The sequence below is a fragment of the Bacillus sp. DX3.1 genome, assembly GCF_030292155.1.
In the GTDB taxonomy this organism is placed as follows: domain Bacteria; phylum Bacillota; class Bacilli; order Bacillales; family Bacillaceae_G; genus Bacillus_A.
In genome coordinates this window covers 557,409-581,295 of sequence record NZ_CP128153.1, presented here as the reverse complement: position 1 = coordinate 581,295, position 23,887 = coordinate 557,409, and the positions used below count along the sequence as shown (strand labels likewise).

Here is a 23,887-nt window from a genome sequence, read left to right as displayed (position 1 = left end):
ATAAAGATTTTAGGAAAAAATTTAAGTAAGATGGTGTAAGAAATAGCAGGCAAAAGCCTTGTGATATCGAATAAAAAGAGTTACATTAATAAAAAAACGGAGGTGTTTGTTCATGGACACAGCCACTCACCTTGTTATGGGCGTAACATTAGGTGGTTTAGCAACATTAGATCCAGCTATTAGTCAAAGTGATTTTGGACCGCAAGCAGTCATGCTTGCAACGATTGCTGGCTCTAATATTCCTGATATTGATACTGTCTTAAAACTGCGTAATAACGCAAAATATATACGCAATCACCGCGGGATTACCCATTCACTTCCTGCTGTTATGCTTTGGTCCTTCCTTATCAGCGGAATTGCATTTGTATTCTTCCGAGAGGCACCTTATCTTCATCTTCTACTTTGGTCATTTATTGCGATCTTTCTTCATGTGTTTGTTGATATTTTTAATGCTTATGGTACACAGGCATTGCGGCCGTTTACAAAAAAGTGGGTTGCATTAGGTGTAATTAATACATTCGATGCCGTGATTTTCTTTATCCATATGCTCGCTATCGCCTGCATTCTTGTCGGCTCTCATAAAGGATATACCGCTTTAGCTGCGTATATATTAATGTTTGTCTACTACATTGGCCGGGTTATGATGAGACAAAATGTAAAAAGTGTTGTTTACAAACGATTTGAAGATGTAGAAGAAGTCATTATTTCTCCTTCTTACCGCTTCTATCACTATCATTTAGCAATTGTAACAAAAAAACACTATTATGTGGCTCGTTGGCACCGCGGAAATATTATGGTCCACGACAAATTTGAACGCATTCCACTTCCAGATAATGAGATCATTCGGGCGGCGCAAAAAGATGAAAACATTTCTGCCTTTTTATCTTTTTCACCCGTATATCGCTGGGATATTTTCGACTATGACGATTATTATGAAGTTCGTTTCATTGATCTCCGCTACCGGAGTAAAGATTATTATCCATTTGTCGCAATCGTCCAACTTGATCAAAACTTAAATATCATTAGTTCCTATACAGGCTGGATTTTTAGTGAAGAAAAGCTACGTAAAAAATTGGAATTGATTCCTCATTAAAGAAAAGCGACCCATTATGGTCGCTTTTCTTTAATGCTTCAAATGATCTTCTCGATTAATTAAATGACTATATTTCGGATTGTTCGTGCGAATTTCATGAAGGCGTTCACCATGATTGTTAATCCATGCTCTTACAACTTGCTCTGTCATTTCTTCACCCTGGTAACGACCAGACTTTGCATACGTCGCTTGAAAATCCTCCCATAATAATTCAATCCATGCACGTGCTTGAGAGTAAGAAAGAAAGCTGTTTTTTTCAAGCAACTCTTTTGTTAATGTTTCATATATATCATTCATCATTTATTTCTCCTTTTATTTATTTCTTCACTTTATCCCGCTATTCGCGGGCAGTAAGATCCTCACCCCAAGATGCTAAGGAAACCGAAAAAGACAGGTGGGAATAAACTGCCCATAAAAGCCCGATTGGTGAGGACTAATAATCAGTGGGGATGAAAAAAAACGTTGATTAAAGTTCCACTTTATTTCTATATAAATCCATTTTAATTTTTCGACATATAAGCCACGGCTATGGATAACAAAAGGTGACCTGCACTCGTTTTCTCGCTTTGTTTTCACTGTGTCTGGGCAGGAAAAGGATCTGACCGCTTCTATGTATGGCCGGATACTCTCTCCCACCTAAAAAGAAGGGTTTTATATCGGTTTTTAATTTGTATTTATATAAAGGATATTTTCATCTATTTTTGCACATTCTATTATTGATACTTCTTAGTAAGTATCAATTTATAATGAGGGGGCGTTCTTTTTGGGTAAACAATCTGAAATTTGGTCTGAGGCAAGAAATAATAACAATATTGACGGTCAACCAAAAGCAAAAGATCGTTTCGCTTCAAAAAGACCTAACGGCACAATTAACACGCACCCACAAGAACGTATGCGTGCTGCAAATCATCAGGAAGAGTAACACAAATAGTCAGTTATAAAAGATTATTGCACTTAACTTCCTACACGAGGTGATAAAGATGAGCTACCGTAATCATTTAGACCGTCGTTCTGAATTATTCAACCCTACGTGGGCACGTCCGAAACATGCGAAAGCGCAAGTAAATGGACAGACGCAGCAAAACCAGTCTCTCATTATTTTGGCGAATGAGATGAGAAAACGCCAAGTTTAATTGCCTATCTCCTTTAACAACTACGAAAAGTGAAAACCAGAGCAGCCAAGGCTCTCTGGTTTTTATTTCTTTTGCAATAGCGAAATAGGAATACCAATTTCCTCTGTTTCATTTTGTTTGTGTCCCCAAGCAAATACGCCATTAAAATACGTAATGGTAAATAATACTCCTGGCTCTTCTATAAGTTCATACGTTTCACCAACCTGAAAGGCGTTTATATCCGTCATATAAGCACGAGCCATTGCCATTTTTCTCATCAACACATCAAATTCATTTACAATGCCGAGCTGTTCTGCTTTCACTGCCTGCTCTTTTAAAATGCCAATTTCTTTTCTTAGCTCATGTGGTGTCATCTCACTATACCGTTTTGGCATATTCATCATTTTCCCTCATCCCTCTTCACGTTTCATTTGTAAAAATGTCTCTATTTCTTCAATAGTAAATCCTTTTCGATATAACGCTTGTTTCATCTTATTTTCATACGTCCATCCATCATGCTTTTTATGCTTCTCATGATACTTGTTCCCATGGTATATCAGTGCTTCTTGCTGCTGCGAGTCATCCTTTTCATCCTTCAATTCTTCTAAACAAATTTGAATCACATCACGGCTATATCCTTTACGAACTAGCATTTCTTCTAGCTTTTGTTTCATTTGTAAAAATGAATGCTTTTGATAGGACTTTTTCTTTTTCTCTACAAGCATAAAGGCATTTTCTATTTGCTTCTCTTTCGAATATTCTTGTAAACTATGAGTAATAATAACATCTTGGACACCTTTACCAAAAAGTTCACGCCTAATAACAGTCGGACCCTTTTGATTCACATTACTATGAGTTCGCACATAAGAAATTGCGTACTCTTTATCATTAATATAGTGGTCATGTAATAATTTCGAAGTAACTTCAGAGATGATGGCTTGTCCTATTTCTTTTTTTCGTAGATGCTCTTCTACTTCCTGTTTCGTTCTCATTTGGTAGGATAAGTAGGAAATTGCTTGCAAATATGCCTTTTGTACTTCTTCATTGTACAAAATATTTGCTAGTTCTACGTCATCAAACTCTAACCCTTTTTGTAAACCATGTTTTATCAACGTAACTTGATTCACACTAAAGCCGTATTCTTCCCCTTGTCCTTTATCAATATAAACATTAAATCGTTCTTTCGTTCGTTTCTGTACTTCTATCTTTGTAATGACAGCCATATATTTCACCTCGCTACTATTTTAACATAGTTGTGGAACATTTTTGCTTTTCAAGAATATATATAATGAGGAGGAATTTCTGTTGAATATCGCGATTTCTGGAGGAACTGGATTTATCGGCAAACCATTATCTCAGTTTTTAAGCATGAAAGGGCATACGATTTATATTCTCACCCGGCAAGCACGGAACAATACTACCAAATCCAACATTCAATACATACAATGGGATGCCACTTCGAACACATTTCCTCTCTCTTCTGTTGATGTTGTTATTAATCTAGCAGGAGAGTCTATTAATAATGGTCGCTGGACAAAACAACAGAAAGACAATATTATAACGAGCCGGATTCACACAACAAAAGGTCTCATTCATCAATTACAAACAATGCAAACGAAGCCCCATACTTTTATTAACGCCAGTGCAATTGGCTATTATGGTACATCTGAGACAAAAAGCTTTACAGAACAAAGTAGAGAATATGGAAATGATTTTTTAGCAACCACGGTGAAATTATGGGAAAAAGAAGCAGATCAAGCTACTTCTCTCGGAATTCGAACTGTATATACACGCTTTGGCATTGTTCTTGGAAAAGATGGTGGAGCTCTTCCAAAAATGCTGCTTCCCTATCAATTATTTAGTGGCGGAACAATTGGTTCAGGTAATCAGTGGCTTTCTTGGATTCATCTTGACGATGCCATTCGTATGATTCATTTTGCAATAGAAACAAAAGAAATAGAAGGTCCTCTCAACATTACAGCTCCAGAGCCTGCAACAATGAAAGAGTTTGGAAAAATGCTTGCCAGTGTCATGCATCGCCCCCATTGGCTTCCTGTTCCAGCATTTGCATTGCAAACTTTATTAGGAGAAATGAGTATGCTTGTGTTACAAGGACAGCATGTTTTGCCTGATAAAGCCGTGCAACATGGATATCAGCATTCTTTTCCAACATTAAAACAGGCATTACAAAATATTATATTGCATAAACAGTAGTACTTCTGAAGGGATTCATTCGAATTATTCTATTTACTATATAAATACATTTTGATTTTTCGACATATAAGCCGCGGCTATGGATAACAAAAGGTGATCTGCACTCGTTTTCTCTCTTTGTTTTCACTATGTCTGGGCAGAAAAAGGATCTGACCACTTCTATGTATGGCCGGATGCTCTCTCCCATCTAAAAAGAAGGGTTTTATCCCGCATTAACGGGCAGTAATACCCCCACCTCAAATTTCTGCAGAAAGCAAAGAAGTTAGGTGGGGGATAAGCTGCCCGTAAAAGCCCGATTGGTTCAACTAATAATCAGCGGGGGATGAAGAAAACCCCCACTGATTAAAGTTTCACTTTATGTCGGTTTTTTAATTTGTATTTATATAGCCTAAGGATTACCTGTTAATGGAAATGAGGTTTCTATGAAAATACTACTTAAACAAGCCATTGTATATCCCATTACCTCTTCCAAGTTTCAAGGAGATGTATTGGTTGAACATGAAAAGATTGTTGCGGTAGAACCGTATATTGAGCCCACTCAGGAAATGACTGTTATTGATGCAAGAGCTCTTCACCTTTTACCAGGCTTTATCGATGTTCATACACATCTTGGTCTATATGATGAAGGAACCGGATGGGCTGGAAATGATGCCAATGAAACTTCTGAAGTATTAACACCACATATCCGTTCTTTAGATGGAATCCATCCTTTTGATATCGCTTTTCAAGACGCGGTTCAAAATGGAATTACAACTGTTCATATTATGCCTGGAAGTCAAAACATTATCGGCGGTACAACATGTGTGATTAAAACCGCAGGAAATTGCATCGATCATATGATTATTCAAGAACCCGCTGGGCTAAAAATTGCCTTCGGAGAAAATCCGAAACGAGTTCATAGTAATGGTACAAAAGAATCCATCACTCGTATGGGAATTATGGGTTTACTTCGTGAGTCTTTCTACGAAGCACAGCATTATCGAAACGATGCTGATTTTCGAATGTTGCCGATACTAAAAGCACTACGCCGAGAAATCCCGGTACGAATCCACGCTCATCGTGCAGATGATATTCTTTCCGCTCTTCGCTTTTCAAAAGAATTCAATCTTGATGTACGGATTGAACACTGCACAGAAGGACACTTCATTGTAAAAGAGCTCGCTAACCACAATTTAAAAGTATCTGTTGGTCCGACGTTAACACGTCGTTCAAAAATTGAACTAAAAAATAAATCATGGGATACATACCATATTTTATCAAAGCATGGTATAGAAGTTTCCATCACAACAGATCATCCGTATACTCCCATTCAGCACTTAAATGTTTGTGCAGCAATCGCTGTTCGAGAAGGATTAGACGAACAAACAGCCTTAGAAGGTATCACAATTTTACCAGCTCGAAACTTACGTTTAGAGAGAAGAATTGGAAGTATTGAAGTTGGAAAAGATGCCGATCTTGTCCTCTGGACGCATCACCCATTTCACTACTTATCCAAGCCCGTATTAACAATAATCGATGGAAAAATAATTTACAAAAAAAATAAAAAAAACTAGTTTATTTTTTTGACTAGATAAAGTATTATACGATTATAAACTGAATGAAACCATAATCAATTTGTGTCGTGATGGCTTATTTCAAATTGATGAATGGGGAAGGCAAATGGTGCGCCACCAGCTTTATAGACTGGTTCTAGTGGGTTCGATTCCCACCCCGAAATTTTTTAAAGATTGATATAAAAATTTCGAGGGTGGATTGTTTTTTCGTCATGCTACCCTCATGCGAGGAGGAGTTAGTTTGTTAAAAAAACGCGACCTACACGACAGCCACGTTCTATACGATTTGATGGTGGATCCTGCTGTCTTCCCTTTTGTGCGTCAAAAGGCATATTCATATGAAGAATTTTTATTTTTAACAAAACAAACAATTGAAGCTGAAGAGCGTGGGGAACTGATTTCACGTACAATTTTAGATGAATGGGGAAATCCTATCGGCACAATCACTTTATTTGATGTGCAAGAAAAGGCAGGATTTCTTGGTACATGGCTCGGCAAACCATACCACGGCCAAGGATATAATAAATTAGCAAAAGATGCTTTTTTCAGCGAACTTTTCTATGAACTAGATATTGAAACAATCTTTATGCGCATTCGCAAAGTAAACATTCGCTCTATTAAAGCTGCTGAAAAACTTCTATATGTAAACTTAGCAAATGAAACGCGAAAAGCTGTTTATGATCAAATTAACGCAAATGAAGAAGTATATAACTTATATGAAATTCCAAAAGACCAATATACACTTTCTACAATGCGCGATACTACATTCCAAGATACGCATCATTTAAAAGAAGCATAATATATAAATACAAATTAAAAAACCGACATAAACTCCTTCTTTTTAGGTGGGAGAGAGTATCCGGCCATGCATAGAAGCGGTCAGATCCTTTTCTTGCCCAGACATAGTGGAAACAAAGAGAGAAAACGAGTGCAGATCACCTTTTGTTATCCATAGCCGCGGCTTGTATGTCGAAAAATCAAAATGGATTTATATAACAAATTATATGCGAACTAGTTTTCGAAAAACAAAGATACTAGTTTACCTCGTTCTAACGGGCAGTAAGACTCCAAAAAGTGAAACTTCCATCAGTGATAAATGAAGAATCCCACTAATGGAAGTTTCACTTTTTTATGTATATCACCCTGTGTCATTGGAAACGATAGGTAATGACTTTATGACACGAGGTGAATTGTAATGGAGAAAAAAAGACGCGAAAAAGCAAGAAAGAAATTATCTAGTACACAAGAAGTTCTCTATCAACGAGCATTCAAGCAAGCAGATCGCGCAGGGGGCTACCGTTCAAAAAGCATATAATCATAAAGTGAAACTTTAATCAGTCGGGATTTTACTGCCCATTAGTACAGGATAAAGGTATGTCCCTTCTTCGGAAGGGGCATTTTTCTGTGGAAAACTTTATCCACAGAATTAATAGAATTGTGTATAAATTAATTCATCCTTTTGGATATATAAGAATTTAATCACATATATACTGTTCGATTTGTGGATATGTTTTCTGAAAATTGTGGACAATGTGGATAACATTGTTAATATTTCGATTTTACCATCTATTGCAAGCGTATTCTTTTGTGGATAAAGTGACACTTCCCTGAGTAAGCGAGTTCTGTTACCTGTCCAATGTGCACTCTCTTTCTGATATTACCACCATAACAAAGTGAACCTTTAATCAATGGGGAGGTCACTGCCCGCGAATAGCGGGATAAAACAGAAAAAAACCCTCTTTCAAAACAGTAAAGAGGGCTTCATATTACGTAAAAGATTGTGCAAGAGCCTGTGATTTAATTGGCATATGATTAACCTGTACATGATTTTCTTCCAAAATCGCATCCACGATATGGCAAGCTGGCTCTGGACGATAAATGCTTTTTATTGCTTCTTTCATTTGTAAGAGCCTCATATCATCTTGTAATAATGCTTTTGTTTTCGCAAAAACATCATCATCTTCGCGAATAACAACCGCAGCTCCTTTTTTTTCAAAATATATCGCATTTTCATTTTCTTGTCCTGGTACTGGTTTATATAAAATGACAGGTACCTGTAAAGCTGCAGCTTCGCTTAATGTAATGCCACCTGGCTTCGTAATCATACAAGAGGTAATACGAAATAACTCATCGATGTTCTCTACATAACCAAATACTTTTAATGCCTCAGGATTCTGTTCCTGTAGTTCTAACAACTCTTGTTTTAAAGTTTCATTTTTCCCACAGACAACAGCTGTTTGAAGATTAGGAACCGACATAAAGGATTGACATAATTCCTTCACATTTCCTAATACGCCATGGGCACCTGCTACAATAAGTAAAATCTTTTTCTCACGCGATAAATGATATTTATTATACAGGATTTCTGGATTAATGATTGATTCAAAGTTTTTACGAATTGGAATCCCTGTTTCTACAATTTGCTCTGAAGGCACACCAATTTCAACCATAACTTTTTTCACATAATCTGTTGCGACAAAGTAACGATCTACTTCACGATGAATCCATATTTTATGCAAACAGAAATCTGTTAACACATTATAAACAGGAATTGAAAAACCTGTTTGTTTTTTCAATTCTGGTACTGCAATAATTGGAAATGTATTAATAACAATATCTGGTTTTTCCGCATGTAATAGTGCTTTTAAACGTTTTCTCCCAAAATTCGCATACCACGATGCAATTTTCTTATCATAAATCTTTTCTACACCGTAATAAAATAAGCGATACAGTTCTTTACCTATTGTATAACTTTTTAAATATAAATATTTTGTAATATCCGTTATGACAGGATGTGACTCTCCAAACAGGTCACATACGATCACATCTTCAATTCCTTTTTGTCGAAATGTTTGTGCTAATGTTTTGGCTACTTGCACATGACCATTGCCGTAATGTGCAGTTAATATTAATACCTTGGGGTTTTTTATCAAACAAATCCACTCCTAGCTTTTTCGCTCTTCCATATTGCATATACGACAATAGGAAAAACATTTTCCTTAAAAAATTACATGTTTGGATTCCAACACTTTCATGTTAGCTATGTACCTGTCGTGGATATGCAAAACATATAAGATTGACCCCTTAATCCTATCTGTACTCATATCTTTATATTATACTTTCCTATAAGAGCTTTCGCAATAACTTACAAATGATCCTTACTCAATGATACTCATTGTACTACTTCTTAATTCTTGTTACTATTTGGTTTTCCCTTTACAATTATGTAAAGTTATTCATTTGCTTCTTTACAAAAATATGGATATTCCACTTTCAGTATACTCTTTTCTTCGTTACGTCGCCACTCCGGTATTCATGTAATATAATCTACACTCCGTATCCTCCTGGCTTCCGCGCCTCGAACTGCTCGGCTCTCTTTATCCTCCTTTTTGAACATGCACTAGAAGAAAACAAAAAGCCTAATCCAGAATTCGGATTAGACTGCTTGTAAAATATGCTTTGCATTTTGAACACTTTTTTCTGTTGGAGGCTGTACTCCTTCAAGAGGATATTTATGTCCAAGAGCTTCCCATTTATATACACCAAGCTTATGATATGGTAAGACTTCGACTTTCTTTACGTTAGAAAGACTTTGGATGAAGCTAGATAATCTTTGTAAGTCATCTTCACTATCTGTAACACCAGGAACTAATACATGTCGCACCCATATCGGCTTCTGTTTCTCAGATAAATAACGAGCAAATTGTAGAATATGTTCATTCGGCTTACCTGTTAATTTACGATGTTTCTTGGAATCGATATGTTTTAAATCTAATAAAACTAAATCTGTATAGTCCATTAAAATATCTAATTTTCTTTGGAACTCTGGCTCTTCAGAATAGCATCCTCCTGAAGAATCGATTGTCGTATGAATACCGACTTCTTTACATTTTTTAAACAGCTCAGTCAAAAATTCTAACTGCAGTAATGGTTCCCCACCACTGACCGTAATGCCCCCATCAGAAGCTTCAATAAAGGGAAGGTAACATGTAATATCCTGCATCACTTCTTCAACTGTTATTTCTTTTCCTTTACCAATTTCCCACGTATCAGCATTATGACAATATTGACAGCGTAATAAACACCCTTGTGTAAATATTACATAACGAATTCCTGGGCCATCGACAGTACCACAAGACTCTACAGAATGAATTCTTCCTTTTACCATGTTACTTCCTCCTCTATTGAAACAGCCTCCCTCTATTTTTATTAAAAATAGAGGGAAACTTTTTACTTACATGCTTTCATGCATTGTACGGTTAATTACATCAATTTGTTGTTCACGAGTTAACTTAATGAAGTTAACAGCGTAACCAGATACACGAATTGTTAATTGTGGATATTTCTCAGGATGTTCCATTGCATCCATTAATGTTTCACGATTAAATACGTTAATATTTAAGTGATGTCCTTCTTTAACTGCATATCCATCTAGCATAGATACTAAGTTTCGTACTTGTACATCTTCTTCTTTACCAAGTGCTTTTGGAATGATAGAGAATGTGTTAGAGATACCATCTTGCGCATCTTCATATGGTAATTTCGCAACAGATAATAGTGATGCTAATGCACCTTTTGTATCACGACCATGCATTGGGTTTGCCCCTGGTGCAAATGGCTCACCAGTACGACGACCATCTGGTGTGTTACCTGTTTTCTTACCATACACTACGTTAGATGTGATCGTTAAGATTGACATTGTATGAACAGAATTACGGTATGTTTTATGTTTGCGAAGCTTGTTCATAAATGTTTTTACAAGACTTACTGCAATTTCATCTACACGGTCATCATTATTACCGTATTTAGGGAAATCACCTTCGATTTCAAAATCAACTGCAATGCCATTTTCATCACGAATTGGTTTTACTTTTGCGTATTTAATTGCACTTAAAGAATCGGCTACTACAGATAAGCCAGCGATACCTGTTGCCATTGTACGAAGAACATCAGTATCATGAAGTGCCATTTCAATACGTTCATAGCTATATTTATCATGCATGTAATGAATTACATTTAATGTATTTAAGTATAGACCTGCTAACCATTCCATTGTCATATCGAATTTACGCATAACTTCCTCGTAATCTAATACTTCAGCAGTAATTGGTGCAAATTCAGGTCCAATTTGCGCTTTTGATTTTTCATCTTTACCGCCGTTAATTGCGTATAATAACGCTTTTGCTAAGTTTGCACGTGCTCCGAAGAATTGCATTTGTTTACCAATTCTCATTGCAGATACGCAGCAAGCAATACCATAGTCATCGCCGTACTCTGGGCGCATAATGTCATCATTTTCATATTGAATCGCAGATGTATTAATAGACATTTTCGCACAGTAGTTTTTAAAATTCTGTGGTAATTGTTTAGACCAAAGAACTGTTAAGTTTGGCTCTGGTGCTGGACCTAAATTATCTAATGTGTGCAAGAAACGGAATGAGTTTTTCGTTACTAATGGACGACCATCAAGTGCCATACCACCGATAGATTCTGTTACCCAAGTTGGGTCACCAGAGAATAATTCATTGTAATCAGGTGTTCTTGCAAATTTTACAAGACGTAACTTCATAATGAAGTGATCCACAATTTCTTGTGCCGCTTCTTCTGTTAAAGTACCGTTTTCGATATCTCTTTCAATGAAGATATCTAAGAATGTAGAAGTACGACCAAGGCTCATTGCTGCCCCATTTTGTTCTTTAATTGCTGCAAGATATGCAAAGTATAACCATTGGAATGCTTCCTGTGCATTTGTTGCTGGTTTAGAAATATCAAAACCGTGAGAAGCTGCCATTTGTTTTAGTTCTTGAAGTGCGCGCATTTGCTCAGATAACTCTTCACGTAGACGCATTGTATCCTCGCTCATTACACCGCCAGTTAAATTCAAATCTACTTTTTTTGCTTCGATTAAACGATCTACACCGTATAATGCAACGCGGCGATAATCACCGATAATACGACCACGGCCATATGCATCTGGAAGACCAGTAATAACACCTGATTTACGAGCCAATTTCATTTCCGGAGTATATGCATCAAATACACCTTGGTTATGCGTTTTACGCCATTCTCTGAAAATACGGCTCAGTTCTTTATCCATTTCATATCCGTAAGCTTCACAAGCTTGCTCTGCCATACGAATACCACCGTATGGTTGTAAAGAACGTTTGAATGGTTTGTCAGTTTGGAAACCAACTACTGTTTCAATATCTTTATTTAAGTATCCTGGGTCATGTGATGTAATAGAAGAAACAATTTTTGTATCCATATCAAGAACGCCACCATTATCGCGTTCTTGTTCTGTTAAATCCATTACTTGATCCCAAAGTTGTTTCGTTGCTTCTGTTGCACCAGTTAAGAAGGCCTCATCACCTTCGTAAACGTTTACATTATTTAAAATGAAATCGCGAACATCAATCTCTGCTTTCCATTTTTCACCTTTAAAGTTTGTCCATGCTTTTTTTACAGTTTCTATTACTTGAGTCATCCTAATCTCCTCCATTTTTGATTAGTACAGGACTAAGAATTTTTATATAACAGCTTATACATTTAGGATACTACTTTTTTTGAAAAGTGAATGAGATAGTTGTGACACATTTGTGAAATGTTGAGCAAACCACTATTCACATAGTATTAACATCATTTAAAAATCTACTAAATTTACCCTTTAATTAATTGTATTTTTTTATATTATAATAAAAGAATTATATTATGTAGTTTGAAGAGTCATACCCGTTGTAAACTGTAATACCCTTACTTACTATTCTGTTATAGTCATTTTGAAACAGAATAGTAAAAAAGTGTGCCTGTTTGGCACACTTTTTTCATTATTAATTGGAAATACCTTTTACCCCGCATTAACGGGCAGTAATATCCCCACCTCAAAGTTCAGCAAAAAGCAAAGAGGTTAAGTGGGGGATAAACTGCCCATAAAAGCCCGATTGGTGAAGGCTAATGATCAGTGGGGGATAAAGCCCCCCCACTGATCAAAGTTTCACTTTACATATTTTGAATTTGCACTAATCCATTCATCTGTTCCTACGCAATACAAACCGTTTTCTTCCCCATACACCTTGTAGCTTTCTCCTTTGTGCACAACCTTTACAATTCGCGCGTTAAAACTAGGGGCGCTTCTTACATATAATGAATCTGCTACAATCTCGACTACTCTAACACGCTCATTGGCTACTTGCTGTGAACCTGAAAGGAATTTCACATATTGTGAATTTGTGCTAATCCATTCATTCGTTCCAACACAATATAAGCCGTTTTCTTCCCCGAATACTTGATAGCGTTCTCCTTTATGCACAACTTTTACAATTCGCGCGGTGAAGCTTGCTTCTTTTCTAACATTTAAAGAGTCTGCTACAATTTCAACTATGCCTGTACGTACTGTTACTGCTGGGGATGTTCCTTCAAATTCTCGCATTACATCTTGCACAAATTCTCCCCATGACTTTCCCATGTAGGCAAAAGCTGTATGTGGATCCTCTCTCCGCGAAGGGTCTAGCTCTTTATGACTAATTAAACTGACGGAAGGATGCAAAGAAAATCTATTACAAATATACGCAATTACCGATACATATCGCGTGTATGCTTCTTCATTATCAATCTTCCCACTTGTGCCATAGCAAAGCTCCACTCCGATTGCTGCATCATTTGCATTCTGCCCAAAGCGGTTATTATCACCTGGGACATCGTATCTAACATGCCATGCCTTTTCAGGCTTAGCTGTTAACGCTGGTATACATTCAATAATGTCCCGATCATCAACAAATAGATGTGCAGATGCACTCATCTCATTACAGGATCTTTCATAATACAATACATTTTGAGCAGCTGTTGCATTCGGATTTCCTGTATCATGCGCGACCACAAAAGCAACTTTCTCCATTTGTAATCCAGAACGCCTTTTACTTGGGACAGGTAAATATCGCGGTGTGATGACATACTTCATTTCAAGCGCCTCCTCTTTTTGTTTTCGCTATATACATAAGCTTGAACACAAAGAAGTGGCAACGCTCATCTACAAATTAATCCTAATTTCCCCCGCTATTTGCGGGCAGTAATACTCCCACTGATTAAAGTTTCACTTTATTGAAATAATTATAATTCATCAGAACGCAACAAAAAAGCAGATGCTATTAGCACCTGCTTTTCCATCACTCACAACCATCTATGTTGCATGTCATTCCTTCTGAAATAGTTGCCGTTTCTTTTTTCAATTCTTGTTCAATCACTGCTTCTAACGCTTTTTTATCTTTGACACCTTGTACAACGCTATCGCCAATAATAAATGTCGGTACAGCTTGTACACCCTGTTCATAGTACGCATGATGTACAGCTTTTTCATGAGCAGCTTTATAGGTACGATCTTCTAATGCTTTTTTAAATTTATCTTGATTTAATCCGACTTCTCCAGCAATTTCTACTAGCACATCAATTTCACCAATATTTCGTTCTTCTTGGAAAAATGCCGTAAATACACAGTGCTGATATTCATTTCCTTTTCCATGTTCTTTCGCAAATTGATATCCTTCAAATGCAGTATGTGTATAAGGATGCGGTGAAAGTCGAGGCAGTTTCATATCAACTCCCATTTGCTCTGCCCACGGTATAATTGTACTTTGGAACATTCCTAATTTATCTGGCTCATTCCATGGATCAATTCGCTCCGCTGGATATGGTCTTAATTCAAACGGCATCCATTCTACTTCTACATCTTTTCCTTGAATTGCTTCTTGCAGTGGTTGTTCTCCTAAAAAACAAAACGGACAAACATAATCCGAATAAACTTTTATTTTTAATGTCATAATAACTTCTCCTTTATCATTCTTGTTGTAATAATTATAGTTACAACTTAGTTTGGTGTCAACTCTAATACTTTTCCATTGAACTACCCCCAACTTCACTTCGTTTAGAGGAGGGGGTCTTCTCGGTTGAAATAATAAAAAGACTATCTCAAAAGATAGCCTTCTACACTTCAATCTGCTGCAACATCATATAAATGTCATTATTCACTGAACCAAATGATTTAATGTTATTTTGAATATTAGATAATAAAACAACATGTACACTTCCGTTTTTGCTAAAACCGTTTAAACAGTTCCATCCCGGCATTACACCATGATTAGTGTAACTTCCCGGATTCACATACCACCCGAATCCGTAGTCTTTTTTACCCCCTGTAAACATTTGATTATAACTTTCTTTTGAAATTAATTTTCCTGAAAATAACGCTTCATTAAATAAGTATAAGTCGTTTGCAGTTGTATATATATCACCGCATCCGTACAATTGTGACATACTTGGAATAGCGGGTGTTGTCATATTATTATTTTTTATTTTATAACCAGTAGAAGGATACTTTGTTTGCTCTAATTCCGTACCAAAACCTGAATGCTTCATGCCTATGACATTAAAAATATGCTGTTTAATATATTCTTCTAACGGTTGTCCACTAACCTTCTCCGCAATATACGCAAGTACTGAGTAATTGGAATCAGAATACTTCCATTTTGCCCCTGGATTAAATAAACGTTTTTGTTGTCCAATCCGCTTCAATAACTCATCATGAGAAATTTGGTCTGCTCCTGCCTCATATTCCGGAATACCAGACGTATGTGTCAAAAGATGAGCTAATTTGATTTCACCACCTTGTGGAAAATCAGGAATATATTTCGCTACCGTATCCTCTGTTTGAAGTTTATTTTGATCTTTTAACTGCATAATAGCTGTTGCTACAAAGGCTTTTGTAATTGAACCAATGTAGAATGTTGTATCTGAATTATTTGGTACATTTTTCTCTCTATTTGCAAGTCCATATCCTTTATTCAGAAGTACTTTTCCGTTTTTCACAACAACTGCTGTTCCACTAAAATTTTTGCTCTTTAAATACTCATCTAATTGTGCATTTTCGTTAATTTCTTGTGGCGGTCCTTCTTCAACAGGCTGTTCTGCCTCGTGAGCTTGTTGTGATTGCTCTGCAGGTTTTTCCGGTTGCTTTTGTACCGTTTCTTTTTTTATCTCTGTTGCTACTTTTAACTCATTCTCTTTTTTATTATGCGAAATAATTTTTGTATATCCGAAATATACAAGTGCGAACAACACACTAAAAATGACTGTTCTTTTTATGTATATAATCGGTTTTTGAGACTTCATACCGACATTACCCTTTCTTTATTTCATAATTGCTTTTTCCCTTATTTACCGTTATTCAATCGCTTCAATGACCACATTCCATAGTCTTTTCTTTCCTAATAATAGGAATTTCATTTTATGTCATCCTTACTGTATCATGTGATGAACATATTACCAATCGATATGTAAAAAAAAGAAAAAGAAAATTTCCAAAAGTAAGATTGTCATTGGAATTTTTAAACAAAAAAAAGAGAATGTCATCTAAAGGACCGATTTCGTCGATCTTTTAGGACATCCTCTTTCAATGTAAATTATACGTGTTTTTTCATATCATCAGCTACAGATTCAACGTTTGTACCAACGATTACCTGTACACTTGTATTACTTAATTTCATAACACCTTTTGCACCTGCACGTTTTAATGCTGGTTCATTTACTAAGGTTGCATCTTTTACTTGTAGACGTAAACGAGTTGCACAGTTATCGATAACTGCTAAGTTTTCTTTTCCGCCTAATGCCGCTACGTAAGTTTCACCAATAGATCCTGCAACTGGTGCATCTCCGTCTTCTACTAGCTCATCATCATCTTCACGACCTGGTGTTTTTAAGTTGAATTTCTTAATTAAGAAATAGAATACAAAGAAGTAAATGGCTGCGTAAATTAAGCCGATACCCGCTAATAATAATGGTTTTGTTGCGATACCAAAGTTTAATCCGTAATCAATCGCACCTGCACTAAATGTGAAACCGTCATGAATGCCCAGTGTTGTTGTTACAAATAAAGAAATACCTGTTAATACAGCATGGACACCATATAAAAACGGTGATAAGAACATAAATGAGAATTCAATTGGTTCTGTAATACCTGTTAAAAAAGAAGTCAATGCAAGACCTGCTAACATACCTGTAACAGCTTTACGTTTTTCTGGCTTAGCAGCTGCAATCATTGCGAAACATGCTGCTGGTAGACCAAACATCATTACTGGGAAGAAGCCAGTCATGAACATACCCGCTGATTTATCACCCGCAAGGAAACGTGCAATATCACCATTGACAACATTTCCTGCTGCATTTGTAAAGTCACCAAATACGAACCAGAAATATGTGTTCATTACATGGTGTAAACCGATTGGAATTAATAAACGGTTTAAGAATCCAAAAAGACCTGCACCTACTGCATCTAGATTAACAATACCATGGGCCAATGCATCAATACCATTTTGAATTGTTGGCCAAATTTGTGCAAATACAATTCCTAATAATAACATCACAACAGATGTAATAATTGGAACGAAACGTTTTCCAGCAAAGAATCCTAACCATTCTGGAAGCTTAATTTTATGAAACTTATTATATAGTAATCCTGCAATAATACCTACAATAATACCGCCTAATACTTTCATATCAACTTTCGTCGATAACTCGGCCGCTTTTGATACTTGTGTCATTGTGTCTGCGAGTTTAGACGGATCCAAATTAGCACTTGTGCCAATCAAATCTTGAACTTTCCCTAATTTATCTTGTAATTCTACAGTTGAATATCCTGTACTAAGTGCATTAATACTATTTTTCATTACAAGGTAACCAATCGCCCCCGCAAGACCTGCTGCACCGCTACCATCAACAGATAAACCAATCGCAATACCAATTGCAAAAATAAGTGCTAAGTTATCAAAAATTGCTGCGCCGGCTTGTGCCATAACAGGAATATCAAACACATCAGGTTGACCTAAACGAAGTAATAACCCTGCTGCTGGTAATACTGCGATTGGAAGCATTAACGCTTTACCAATACGTTGTAAAAACTGCAACATTTTAATTCCCCCTATTCAAATTTATGAAATCGTTACCAATAAATTAAATTAAGAAAACGCTTTCTGTTACACAATAATAACATATAGTTGTATAGATGTGTAGTTTTTATTTACGAAATTTTTGTGGGAATTTATCTTTGTAACAGTATGTATTATAAGGAAAATTATAAATATAAAGTGAAATATACCCTCTATTTTTCTTCTTTCATTCTTTACCATTTCAAAGTAAAAAACGTACTGCTCATTCACATGAGATAACGTGAAATTTTCACTAACGGGGCGCTTCATCCCTCACTAATCATTCGTTACATCAATTAGGCTGTTACGTGCTACATCGAAGTTTTATTTTATCATTCCACTTTTTCATGTTATTATTTATTTCCGAGTTTATTGGGAACAGTACACTTAGTGATAAAGAAATAGGAGCGTTGGTACTATGCAGTGCGTCGAGACAAACAACTTACAACAGTTGTTAAACAAAGTAAAACCATACACACAAAAAGGTAAACTTGCTACTTATATCCCCGAACTAGGAAATGCAAATCCAGACGATTTAGGGATTGCTATTTATCATAAAGATAAGGATTATGTCCATGCTGGCAGCTCACAAACACCCTTTACTCTTCAAAGCATTTCAAAAGTAATTACACTTGCTCTTGCCCTTCTAGACCGTGGTGAAGAATATTTATTTTCTAAAGTCGGAATGGAGCCAACTGGTGATCCATTCAACTCTATTATTAAATTAGAAACAACAAGCTCTTCTAAACCACTTAATCCGATGATTAACGCAGGTGCATTAGCAGTTACAAGTATGATTACAGGAGATAGTAATGAAGAAAAGATGGAACGCATTCTCCGCTTTGTACGTGATATTACAGACAACCCTTCAATTAATTACTCTTCAAAAGTTGCCATTTCTGAACTAGAAACTGCTTTCTTAAACCGTTCTCTTTGTTACTATATGAAGCAAAATGGCATTATCGATGGAGATATCGAAGAACTAATGGACTTATACACACGTCAATGTGCAATTGAAGTAAATTGTATTGACTTAGCACGCATCGGTTTAATTTTTGCAATGGACGGTTACGACCCGTATCAGAAAAAACAAATTATCCCAGAACACATCACAAAAATTTGTAAAACATTTATGGTAACATGCGGCATGTACAACGAATCTGGTGAGTTTGCAATTCGCGTTGGAATTCCTGCAAAAAGTGGTGTATCTGGTGGGATTTTTGGCTGTGTAAAAGGTGAAATAGGTATCGGTATTTTCGGACCAGCTTTAGACGCAAACGGAAATAGTATCGCTGGCTTTAAACTATTAGAACTACTTTCTGCGCAAGAAGGATGGAGTATTTTTTAGAAAAGAAGCGTCATGATGACGCTTTTTCTTTCGCTCAAAACAATTGAACTCTTATTGCCTGTCCGTTCAGGATAAAAGCCCGATTGGTCAGGGCTACTTTTCAGCGGGGGATGAAGTCCCCTACTAAGAAAAGTTTCACCTTATTATGCATATTCGCTACACCTATCCGAATAGTATAGTACAACCTAGCGCTATACTGTGGAGGTGCAAATACAAATGAAGCTAATTTTTCAAATGGAGGAAAAACCTGTTCTTGAAAAAACGATTCTTCTTTTTATACTCGGTATTGTAGAAAGCTTAAAACTGAAAGTCGTTTCACTCGATGAGGCTTATCGATACATATTCAATCTAGAAGTATTAGAATTATTAATGGATCGAAATATTGACGACCAAGTACTTGAACTCATTCACTTTGGCATTGGACTTGAAGATATCCAGCATGTAATTCCAGAAGAAATTGAACCGAGTATTGAAGAACTAAAGTGGCTATGTATTCAAGTATTAAGTGAATACGGAATGTATGAAGAAACCGAACAACTAATCGAGGATATACGCTAAAAAGCACCTATATTAGGTGCTTTAATGCTTTTTCAAACTATTTTTATACGTTTCAATGTTAACAGGCAATTCTTCCTCTTCTAACGTATGCTCATTCACATCTTTATGAATGTGAGCACCTTTTGGTGGTTGATGATCGTGACCCTTTTTCTTATGATCGAAAGCTTTACCACGTCCCATGTCCATACCCCTTTCTTTAAAAGAAATCATTGTTAGTATGAATGAAAGCCTGTCGACATATACAAGTTTTTGTTGGTTTTCCTGGGAAATACTCGAAGATTGGTTTTGGTCTTATTTTACAATAATTGATCGATTCCAATGAGAATAAGTAACGCACCCGCTATGTTCTACATGAAAATACGATTGGTTCACTCCAGTTGATTTTGTAGAATTCTATCTGACTACACAACAACTCATTTTTATTCAAATCTTAAAAAATTATTTCTAGGAATAAAAATCCCACCTGAAATTTCATCATAAATTTTGCGCTTCTGTTGTATTCGTTTTTTCAGTATGTTCCATTTTTCTTTTCTTATTTTTTGTAACACGGTAAAACAGTAAGCAAACAATCATAAATGGAATACCACAATACAATGCCATGCGTTGTTCTGGAATAAATGCCATACTCACAATTACGGTCATATTTAATAGAAAAGCAAGAAGCGGAACATACGGATACAACGGCGTTTTAAATTTCAAATCCTTAATATCCCCGCCCTGCTTTAAGTACGTTCTTCTAGCGAGAAGATTCGATAAAGCAATAGATGCCCAGACCAGTATTGCACCAAATCCTGCAATAGAAAGCAGCCATAAATAAACTGTATCCTCTGCATATATACCACATAATAAAGAGAGACAGCCAACAATGGTACTTACAATCAATGCATAAATTGGAACACCATTTTTGGACAACTTACCAAAAATCGGACTAATCATTCCTTGATTCGACATAGACCAAAGCATACGAGAAGTTGCATATAAGCCAGAATTTGCTACTGATAATACCGCTGTGATAATAACGAAGTTTATAACATCTGCTGCATAAGGAATACCAATTTTATCAAATACAACTACGAATGGACTTTCTACTACTCCTGCTTGTTGCCAAGGGAATAACCCAGCAAGTATAAAAATAGAAAGTACAAAGAAAACTAATATACGCCAAACTGTATTATTAATTGCTTTTGGAATTGTTTTCTCCGGATTTTCACTCTCTCCAGCCGCAATACCAACTAGTTCTGTTCCCTGGAAGGAAAAGTTGACGGCAATCATTGTAATTAAAATAGCTGTTAGCCCATTTGGAAACAGTCCCCCGTGATCAGTAAAGTTAGAAAGCATTGGTGCTGTTTCATTTCCTTTCATATCTAGGAATCCAAACATAGCTGCCCCGCCTAAAATAATAAATGCGATAATCGTAATTACTTTAATACTTGCAAACCAAAACTCAACCTCTGCAAAACTCCGTGAGGATAATGCATTAATAGCAAAAAGAAGCACTGCAAAAACTACGCACCAGATCCAAGATGATACATCTGGAAACCAGCGTTTCATTAAGATACTAACTGCAATCAGTTCAATCCCTATCGTAGCAGACCAGTTTAACCATGACATCCACCCCACTACGTAACCTACTGCAGGCGAAATATGATTTGTAGCATACGTTTGATAGGATCCTGCATCAGGCATAGCAACAGCCAATTCCCCAAGGCAGAGCATTGTTAAATACATAACAAATCCCCCAACAAGATACGCTACAAGTGCCCCGCCCGGCCCAGCTTCATGGATTGTATAACCGGATCCTAAGAAAAGTCCGGTACCAATAACCCCTCCAAGTGCAATCATAAATAAATGTCGACTTTTCAACTCCCGTTTTAATTCCTGATTTTGATTCGTCATATAAATCCCCCTTTTGGTTTTGCAAGAACATATAAATGTAAACGCTTTAAAAATTAATCTAAAAAAGAAATTTAAAATATAAAAAATAATAGCGTACATTTGTATTTCATTGTTACTACAAACCGGAAATAAACCGTAACGCAATAATCAATTCTTAAACTTTCTTATGATTTGCTTGGCATTAACATAAAGTGAAACTTTAATCAGTGGGGATTTTCTTCATCCCCCACTGATTATTAGCCCTCACCAACCGGGGGATTACTGCCCCCCGAATAGCGGGATAAAACTTTCAACTCACCCCTAATCTTTAAACTTAAAGCTTTCCACTACTATTAATGCAAGATACATACCAACCTCAATTCCTATGTAAAATTAGGAGTTCGTGCGAAAAAGATCTTAATAAGTGCAAAATTTTTCTATCATTTTAAAATTTTCAATAGTAAAAGCGCAAAAATTTTTGCTATTTTATAAGAATTTTAATAAAATTATAAAAAGTCAGTCTTCATAAGATATAACGAGGAGAAGATGGTACATGCATACAAAAGAAATCAATTTCAAAAAATTAGTTGAAATGAATATGCTATATGAAACTTTACTCAATGAAATTGATATTGGAATTCACATTATTAATGAAGAAAGTAAAACGATAATCTATAATCGCAAAATGATGGAAATTGAATCAATGGATTGTAGGGATGTATTACATAAAAATCCTTTAGAGGTATTTGCATTTGAAGAGAACAAAAGCAGTACTCTCATAGAGGCACTAAAACTTGGAAAAACAAAAAAAAACATAAAACAAACTTATTTTAATAATAAAGGAAAAGAGATTACGACAATTAATGATACCTTCCCCATAATAGAAAATGGAAAAATTAAAGGTGCTATTGAGATTTCAAAAGATATTACCCAATTAAAGCAACCGATTAAAACAAATGTTCCTCGAAAACAAAATACTAAGTTTACCTTTAATCATATAATAGGTAATTCTAGGGCAATTCAATCCATCATTACAGAAGCAAAAAAAGTAACACGTACCTCTTCCTCCATACTTATCGTGGGAGAAACGGGAACTGGTAAAGAATTATTTGCACAAAGCATTCATAATGAAAGTCATCGTTCAGCAAATCTTTTTATCTCGCAAAACTGTGCTGCTATACCAGAAACCCTAATGGAAAGCCTATTATTTGGCACGAACAAAGGTGCTTTTACAGGTGCAATAGATAAACCAGGTTTATTTGAAGAAGCAAATGGAGGGACTTTATTATTAGATGAAATTAACTCATTAAGTGCAGCTCTTCAAGCTAAATTACTGCGTGCTATACAAGATAAAACAATACGAAGAATCGGAGGAGCACAAGAAAAAGAAGTAGATGTCCGAATCATAGCAACCATTAATGAAGATCCTGTTGAAGCTATTACACACAATCGATTAAGGAAAGACCTATACTATAGATTAAGCGTTGTTACTTTATTTCTTCCACCTTTAAGAGAGAGAAAAGAAGATATCTTAACTCTTCTTCATTGTTTTATTGAAAAGTATAATACCCAATTTGGCTTAAAAGTAAAAGGTGTGGATCATAACGTAAGAGAGTTTTTCTATAAACACGATTGGCCTGGAAATATAAGAGAGTTGGAACACATGATTGAAGGCTCTATGAACTTAATAGAAGATGAGGAAATCATTACAACACGCCATATTCCAACACGTTTTTATGAACTAACCAAAAGTGAATTCAACATTCATCCCCCTCTAATGAGGCGGGATGCAAATGATGCTACCAATGATACGTCTAAAACTTTAAAGCATACAATAAAAGAAATGGAAAAAGAATACATTAATCAAGTTCTGAAAGAAAATAAAGGTAATATCTCACAAACAGCAAAGTTTTTAGGCTTGAGTAGGCAAAACCTACAATATCGACTAAAAAAATATAATTTAAATAGTTATCAAGATTATTGATTTATCATGACTCCATCACAACTTGTATGCATCAAACATATACATCACCTTGATTTCTTTACAGTTTCTATAAGCACAAACAAAAAAAAGAAAGAGTTATTAACTCTTTCTTTTTGATTTAGCTTCTATCTACACCAACCGCACAACATTTTCTACATGTCCAAAGTGTATGTAGGAACAT

Annotated in this window: 22 protein-coding genes; 10 read left to right on the top strand and 12 right to left on the bottom strand. The window is 35.9% G+C overall.

Annotation, left to right across the window (positions count from 1 at the left end; genetic code table 11):
• Positions 1-112: 112 nt before the first annotated feature.
• On the top strand, positions 113-1,093 hold the full coding sequence (locus QRE67_RS02840) for a metal-dependent hydrolase (RefSeq protein ID WP_286123453.1): 981 nt from the start codon (positions 113-115) through the stop codon (positions 1,091-1,093).
• Positions 1,094-1,123: 30 nt separating this feature from the next.
• Here the strand turns inward: QRE67_RS02840 and QRE67_RS02835 are convergent, their stop codons facing one another.
• Complete coding sequence (locus QRE67_RS02835; protein ID WP_286125179.1) at positions 1,124-1,390, bottom strand: YfhJ family protein; 267 nt, start codon at positions 1,388-1,390, stop codon at positions 1,124-1,126.
• A 466-nt stretch (positions 1,391-1,856) separates the two neighbouring features.
• Here QRE67_RS02835 and QRE67_RS02830 point away from each other — a divergent pair, with 466 nt between their 5' ends.
• The gene (locus QRE67_RS02830) at positions 1,857-2,015 is read left to right on the top strand and encodes a small, acid-soluble spore protein K (protein WP_017153990.1); all 159 of its coding nucleotides are present in this window, start codon (positions 1,857-1,859) and stop codon (positions 2,013-2,015) included.
• A gap of 58 nt (positions 2,016-2,073) precedes the next feature.
• Positions 2,074-2,226, top strand: a complete 153-nt coding sequence (locus QRE67_RS02825; protein WP_286123452.1) for a YpzG family protein — start codon at positions 2,074-2,076, stop codon at positions 2,224-2,226.
• A 62-nt stretch (positions 2,227-2,288) separates the two neighbouring features.
• Here QRE67_RS02825 and QRE67_RS02820 read toward each other — a convergent pair whose 3' ends face one another.
• Together QRE67_RS02820 and recX are read right to left on the bottom strand one after the other, a co-directional pair.
• Positions 2,289-2,606 carry a YfhH family protein gene (locus tag QRE67_RS02820; RefSeq protein ID WP_286125178.1) on the bottom strand — a complete coding sequence of 106 codons (318 nt, stop codon included), beginning with the start codon at positions 2,604-2,606 and terminating at the stop codon, positions 2,289-2,291.
• Positions 2,607-2,615: 9 nt separating this feature from the next.
• A complete protein-coding gene (recX, locus tag QRE67_RS02815; protein ID WP_286123451.1) occupies positions 2,616-3,428 on the bottom strand; it encodes a recombination regulator RecX in 813 nt (270 codons plus the stop codon).
• A gap of 82 nt (positions 3,429-3,510) precedes the next feature.
• Between recX and QRE67_RS02810 the strand changes: the two genes are divergently transcribed.
• The 4 genes from QRE67_RS02810 (at position 3,511) to QRE67_RS02795 (ending at position 7,287) form a co-directional block, all read left to right on the top strand.
• Positions 3,511-4,419, top strand: coding sequence for a TIGR01777 family oxidoreductase (locus QRE67_RS02810; RefSeq protein WP_286123450.1), 909 nt, complete (start codon positions 3,511-3,513; stop codon positions 4,417-4,419).
• A gap of 422 nt (positions 4,420-4,841) precedes the next feature.
• On the top strand, positions 4,842-5,972 hold the full coding sequence (locus tag QRE67_RS02805; protein WP_286123449.1) for an amidohydrolase: 1,131 nt from the start codon (positions 4,842-4,844) through the stop codon (positions 5,970-5,972).
• Positions 5,973-6,213: 241 nt separating this feature from the next.
• Positions 6,214-6,771: a GNAT family N-acetyltransferase gene (locus tag QRE67_RS02800; RefSeq protein WP_286123448.1), complete on the top strand. Its 558-nt coding sequence runs from the start codon at positions 6,214-6,216 to the stop codon at positions 6,769-6,771.
• A 396-nt stretch (positions 6,772-7,167) separates the two neighbouring features.
• Positions 7,168-7,287: a YfhE family protein gene (locus tag QRE67_RS02795; protein WP_286123447.1), complete on the top strand. Its 120-nt coding sequence runs from the start codon at positions 7,168-7,170 to the stop codon at positions 7,285-7,287.
• Between the two features lie 451 nt (positions 7,288-7,738).
• On the opposite strand, the gene QRE67_RS02790 is transcribed toward QRE67_RS02795, so the two are convergent.
• The 7 genes from QRE67_RS02790 to nagE all read right to left on the bottom strand — a co-directional run bounded on the left by QRE67_RS02790 (position 7,739) and on the right by nagE (position 17,923).
• Complete coding sequence (locus QRE67_RS02790) at positions 7,739-8,905, bottom strand: diglucosyl diacylglycerol synthase (protein WP_286123446.1); 1,167 nt, start codon at positions 8,903-8,905, stop codon at positions 7,739-7,741.
• A 503-nt stretch (positions 8,906-9,408) separates the two neighbouring features.
• The gene (pflA, locus tag QRE67_RS02785; RefSeq protein WP_286123445.1) at positions 9,409-10,140 is read right to left on the bottom strand and encodes a pyruvate formate-lyase-activating protein; all 732 of its coding nucleotides are present in this window, start codon (positions 10,138-10,140) and stop codon (positions 9,409-9,411) included.
• Positions 10,141-10,206: 66 nt separating this feature from the next.
• Positions 10,207-12,456 carry a formate C-acetyltransferase gene (pflB, locus tag QRE67_RS02780; protein WP_286123444.1) on the bottom strand — a complete coding sequence of 750 codons (2,250 nt, stop codon included), beginning with the start codon at positions 12,454-12,456 and terminating at the stop codon, positions 10,207-10,209.
• 507 nt (positions 12,457-12,963) lie between these two features.
• Complete coding sequence (locus tag QRE67_RS02775; RefSeq protein ID WP_286123443.1) at positions 12,964-13,926, bottom strand: N-acetylmuramoyl-L-alanine amidase; 963 nt, start codon at positions 13,924-13,926, stop codon at positions 12,964-12,966.
• Positions 13,927-14,131: 205 nt separating this feature from the next.
• A complete protein-coding gene (locus tag QRE67_RS02770) occupies positions 14,132-14,782 on the bottom strand; it encodes a DsbA family oxidoreductase (protein WP_286123442.1) in 651 nt (216 codons plus the stop codon).
• 163 nt (positions 14,783-14,945) lie between these two features.
• On the bottom strand, positions 14,946-16,130 hold the full coding sequence (locus tag QRE67_RS02765) for a serine hydrolase domain-containing protein (RefSeq protein WP_286123441.1): 1,185 nt from the start codon (positions 16,128-16,130) through the stop codon (positions 14,946-14,948).
• A gap of 290 nt (positions 16,131-16,420) precedes the next feature.
• Positions 16,421-17,923, bottom strand: a complete 1,503-nt coding sequence (gene nagE / locus QRE67_RS02760; protein ID WP_286123440.1) for an N-acetylglucosamine-specific PTS transporter subunit IIBC — start codon at positions 17,921-17,923, stop codon at positions 16,421-16,423.
• 436 nt (positions 17,924-18,359) lie between these two features.
• Here nagE and glsA point away from each other — a divergent pair, with 436 nt between their 5' ends.
• Both glsA and QRE67_RS02750 read left to right on the top strand, forming a co-directional pair.
• Entirely contained in the window at positions 18,360-19,289 is a 930-nt protein-coding gene (gene glsA / locus QRE67_RS02755; protein ID WP_286123439.1) for a glutaminase A, read from the top strand.
• Between the two features lie 216 nt (positions 19,290-19,505).
• Positions 19,506-19,847 carry a DUF3969 family protein gene (locus tag QRE67_RS02750; RefSeq protein ID WP_286123438.1) on the top strand — a complete coding sequence of 114 codons (342 nt, stop codon included), beginning with the start codon at positions 19,506-19,508 and terminating at the stop codon, positions 19,845-19,847.
• Between the two features lie 21 nt (positions 19,848-19,868).
• Here QRE67_RS02750 and QRE67_RS02745 read toward each other — a convergent pair whose 3' ends face one another.
• Entirely contained in the window at positions 19,869-20,027 is a 159-nt protein-coding gene (locus QRE67_RS02745; protein WP_080743487.1) for a hypothetical protein, read from the bottom strand.
• Positions 20,028-20,321: 294 nt separating this feature from the next.
• Positions 20,322-21,743, bottom strand: a complete 1,422-nt coding sequence (locus tag QRE67_RS02740; RefSeq protein WP_286123437.1) for an amino acid permease — start codon at positions 21,741-21,743, stop codon at positions 20,322-20,324.
• A gap of 532 nt (positions 21,744-22,275) precedes the next feature.
• Between QRE67_RS02740 and QRE67_RS02735 the strand changes: the two genes are divergently transcribed.
• Positions 22,276-23,706: a sigma-54 interaction domain-containing protein gene (locus QRE67_RS02735; RefSeq protein WP_286123436.1), complete on the top strand. Its 1,431-nt coding sequence runs from the start codon at positions 22,276-22,278 to the stop codon at positions 23,704-23,706.
• Positions 23,707-23,887 lie beyond the last annotated feature (181 nt).

What these genes read in the sequence shown, in the direction of transcription:
- QRE67_RS02840 (WP_286123453.1), top strand. Translation starts at nt 113, where the DNA reads ATGGACACAGCCACTCACCTTGTTATGGGCGTAACATTAGGTGGTTTA.
- QRE67_RS02835 (WP_286125179.1), bottom strand. Translation starts at nt 1,390, where the DNA reads ATGAATGATATATATGAAACATTAACAAAAGAGTTGCTTGAAAAAAAC.
- QRE67_RS02825 (WP_286123452.1), top strand. Translation starts at nt 2,074, where the DNA reads ATGAGCTACCGTAATCATTTAGACCGTCGTTCTGAATTATTCAACCCT.
- QRE67_RS02820 (WP_286125178.1), bottom strand. Translation starts at nt 2,606, where the DNA reads ATGAATATGCCAAAACGGTATAGTGAGATGACACCACATGAGCTAAGA.
- recX (WP_286123451.1), bottom strand. Translation starts at nt 3,428, where the DNA reads ATGGCTGTCATTACAAAGATAGAAGTACAGAAACGAACGAAAGAACGA.
- QRE67_RS02805 (WP_286123449.1), top strand. Translation starts at nt 4,842, where the DNA reads ATGAAAATACTACTTAAACAAGCCATTGTATATCCCATTACCTCTTCC.
- QRE67_RS02795 (WP_286123447.1), top strand. Translation starts at nt 7,168, where the DNA reads ATGGAGAAAAAAAGACGCGAAAAAGCAAGAAAGAAATTATCTAGTACA.
- pflA (WP_286123445.1), bottom strand. Translation starts at nt 10,140, where the DNA reads ATGGTAAAAGGAAGAATTCATTCTGTAGAGTCTTGTGGTACTGTCGAT.
- pflB (WP_286123444.1), bottom strand. Translation starts at nt 12,456, where the DNA reads ATGACTCAAGTAATAGAAACTGTAAAAAAAGCATGGACAAACTTTAAA.
- QRE67_RS02775 (WP_286123443.1), bottom strand. Translation starts at nt 13,926, where the DNA reads ATGAAGTATGTCATCACACCGCGATATTTACCTGTCCCAAGTAAAAGG.
- QRE67_RS02770 (WP_286123442.1), bottom strand. Translation starts at nt 14,782, where the DNA reads ATGACATTAAAAATAAAAGTTTATTCGGATTATGTTTGTCCGTTTTGT.
- QRE67_RS02765 (WP_286123441.1), bottom strand. Translation starts at nt 16,130, where the DNA reads ATGAAGTCTCAAAAACCGATTATATACATAAAAAGAACAGTCATTTTT.
- nagE (WP_286123440.1), bottom strand. Translation starts at nt 17,923, where the DNA reads ATGTTGCAGTTTTTACAACGTATTGGTAAAGCGTTAATGCTTCCAATC.
- glsA (WP_286123439.1), top strand. Translation starts at nt 18,360, where the DNA reads ATGCAGTGCGTCGAGACAAACAACTTACAACAGTTGTTAAACAAAGTA.
- QRE67_RS02750 (WP_286123438.1), top strand. Translation starts at nt 19,506, where the DNA reads ATGAAGCTAATTTTTCAAATGGAGGAAAAACCTGTTCTTGAAAAAACG.
- QRE67_RS02745 (WP_080743487.1), bottom strand. Translation starts at nt 20,027, where the DNA reads ATGGGACGTGGTAAAGCTTTCGATCATAAGAAAAAGGGTCACGATCAT.
- QRE67_RS02740 (WP_286123437.1), bottom strand. Translation starts at nt 21,743, where the DNA reads ATGACGAATCAAAATCAGGAATTAAAACGGGAGTTGAAAAGTCGACAT.
- QRE67_RS02735 (WP_286123436.1), top strand. Translation starts at nt 22,276, where the DNA reads ATGCATACAAAAGAAATCAATTTCAAAAAATTAGTTGAAATGAATATG.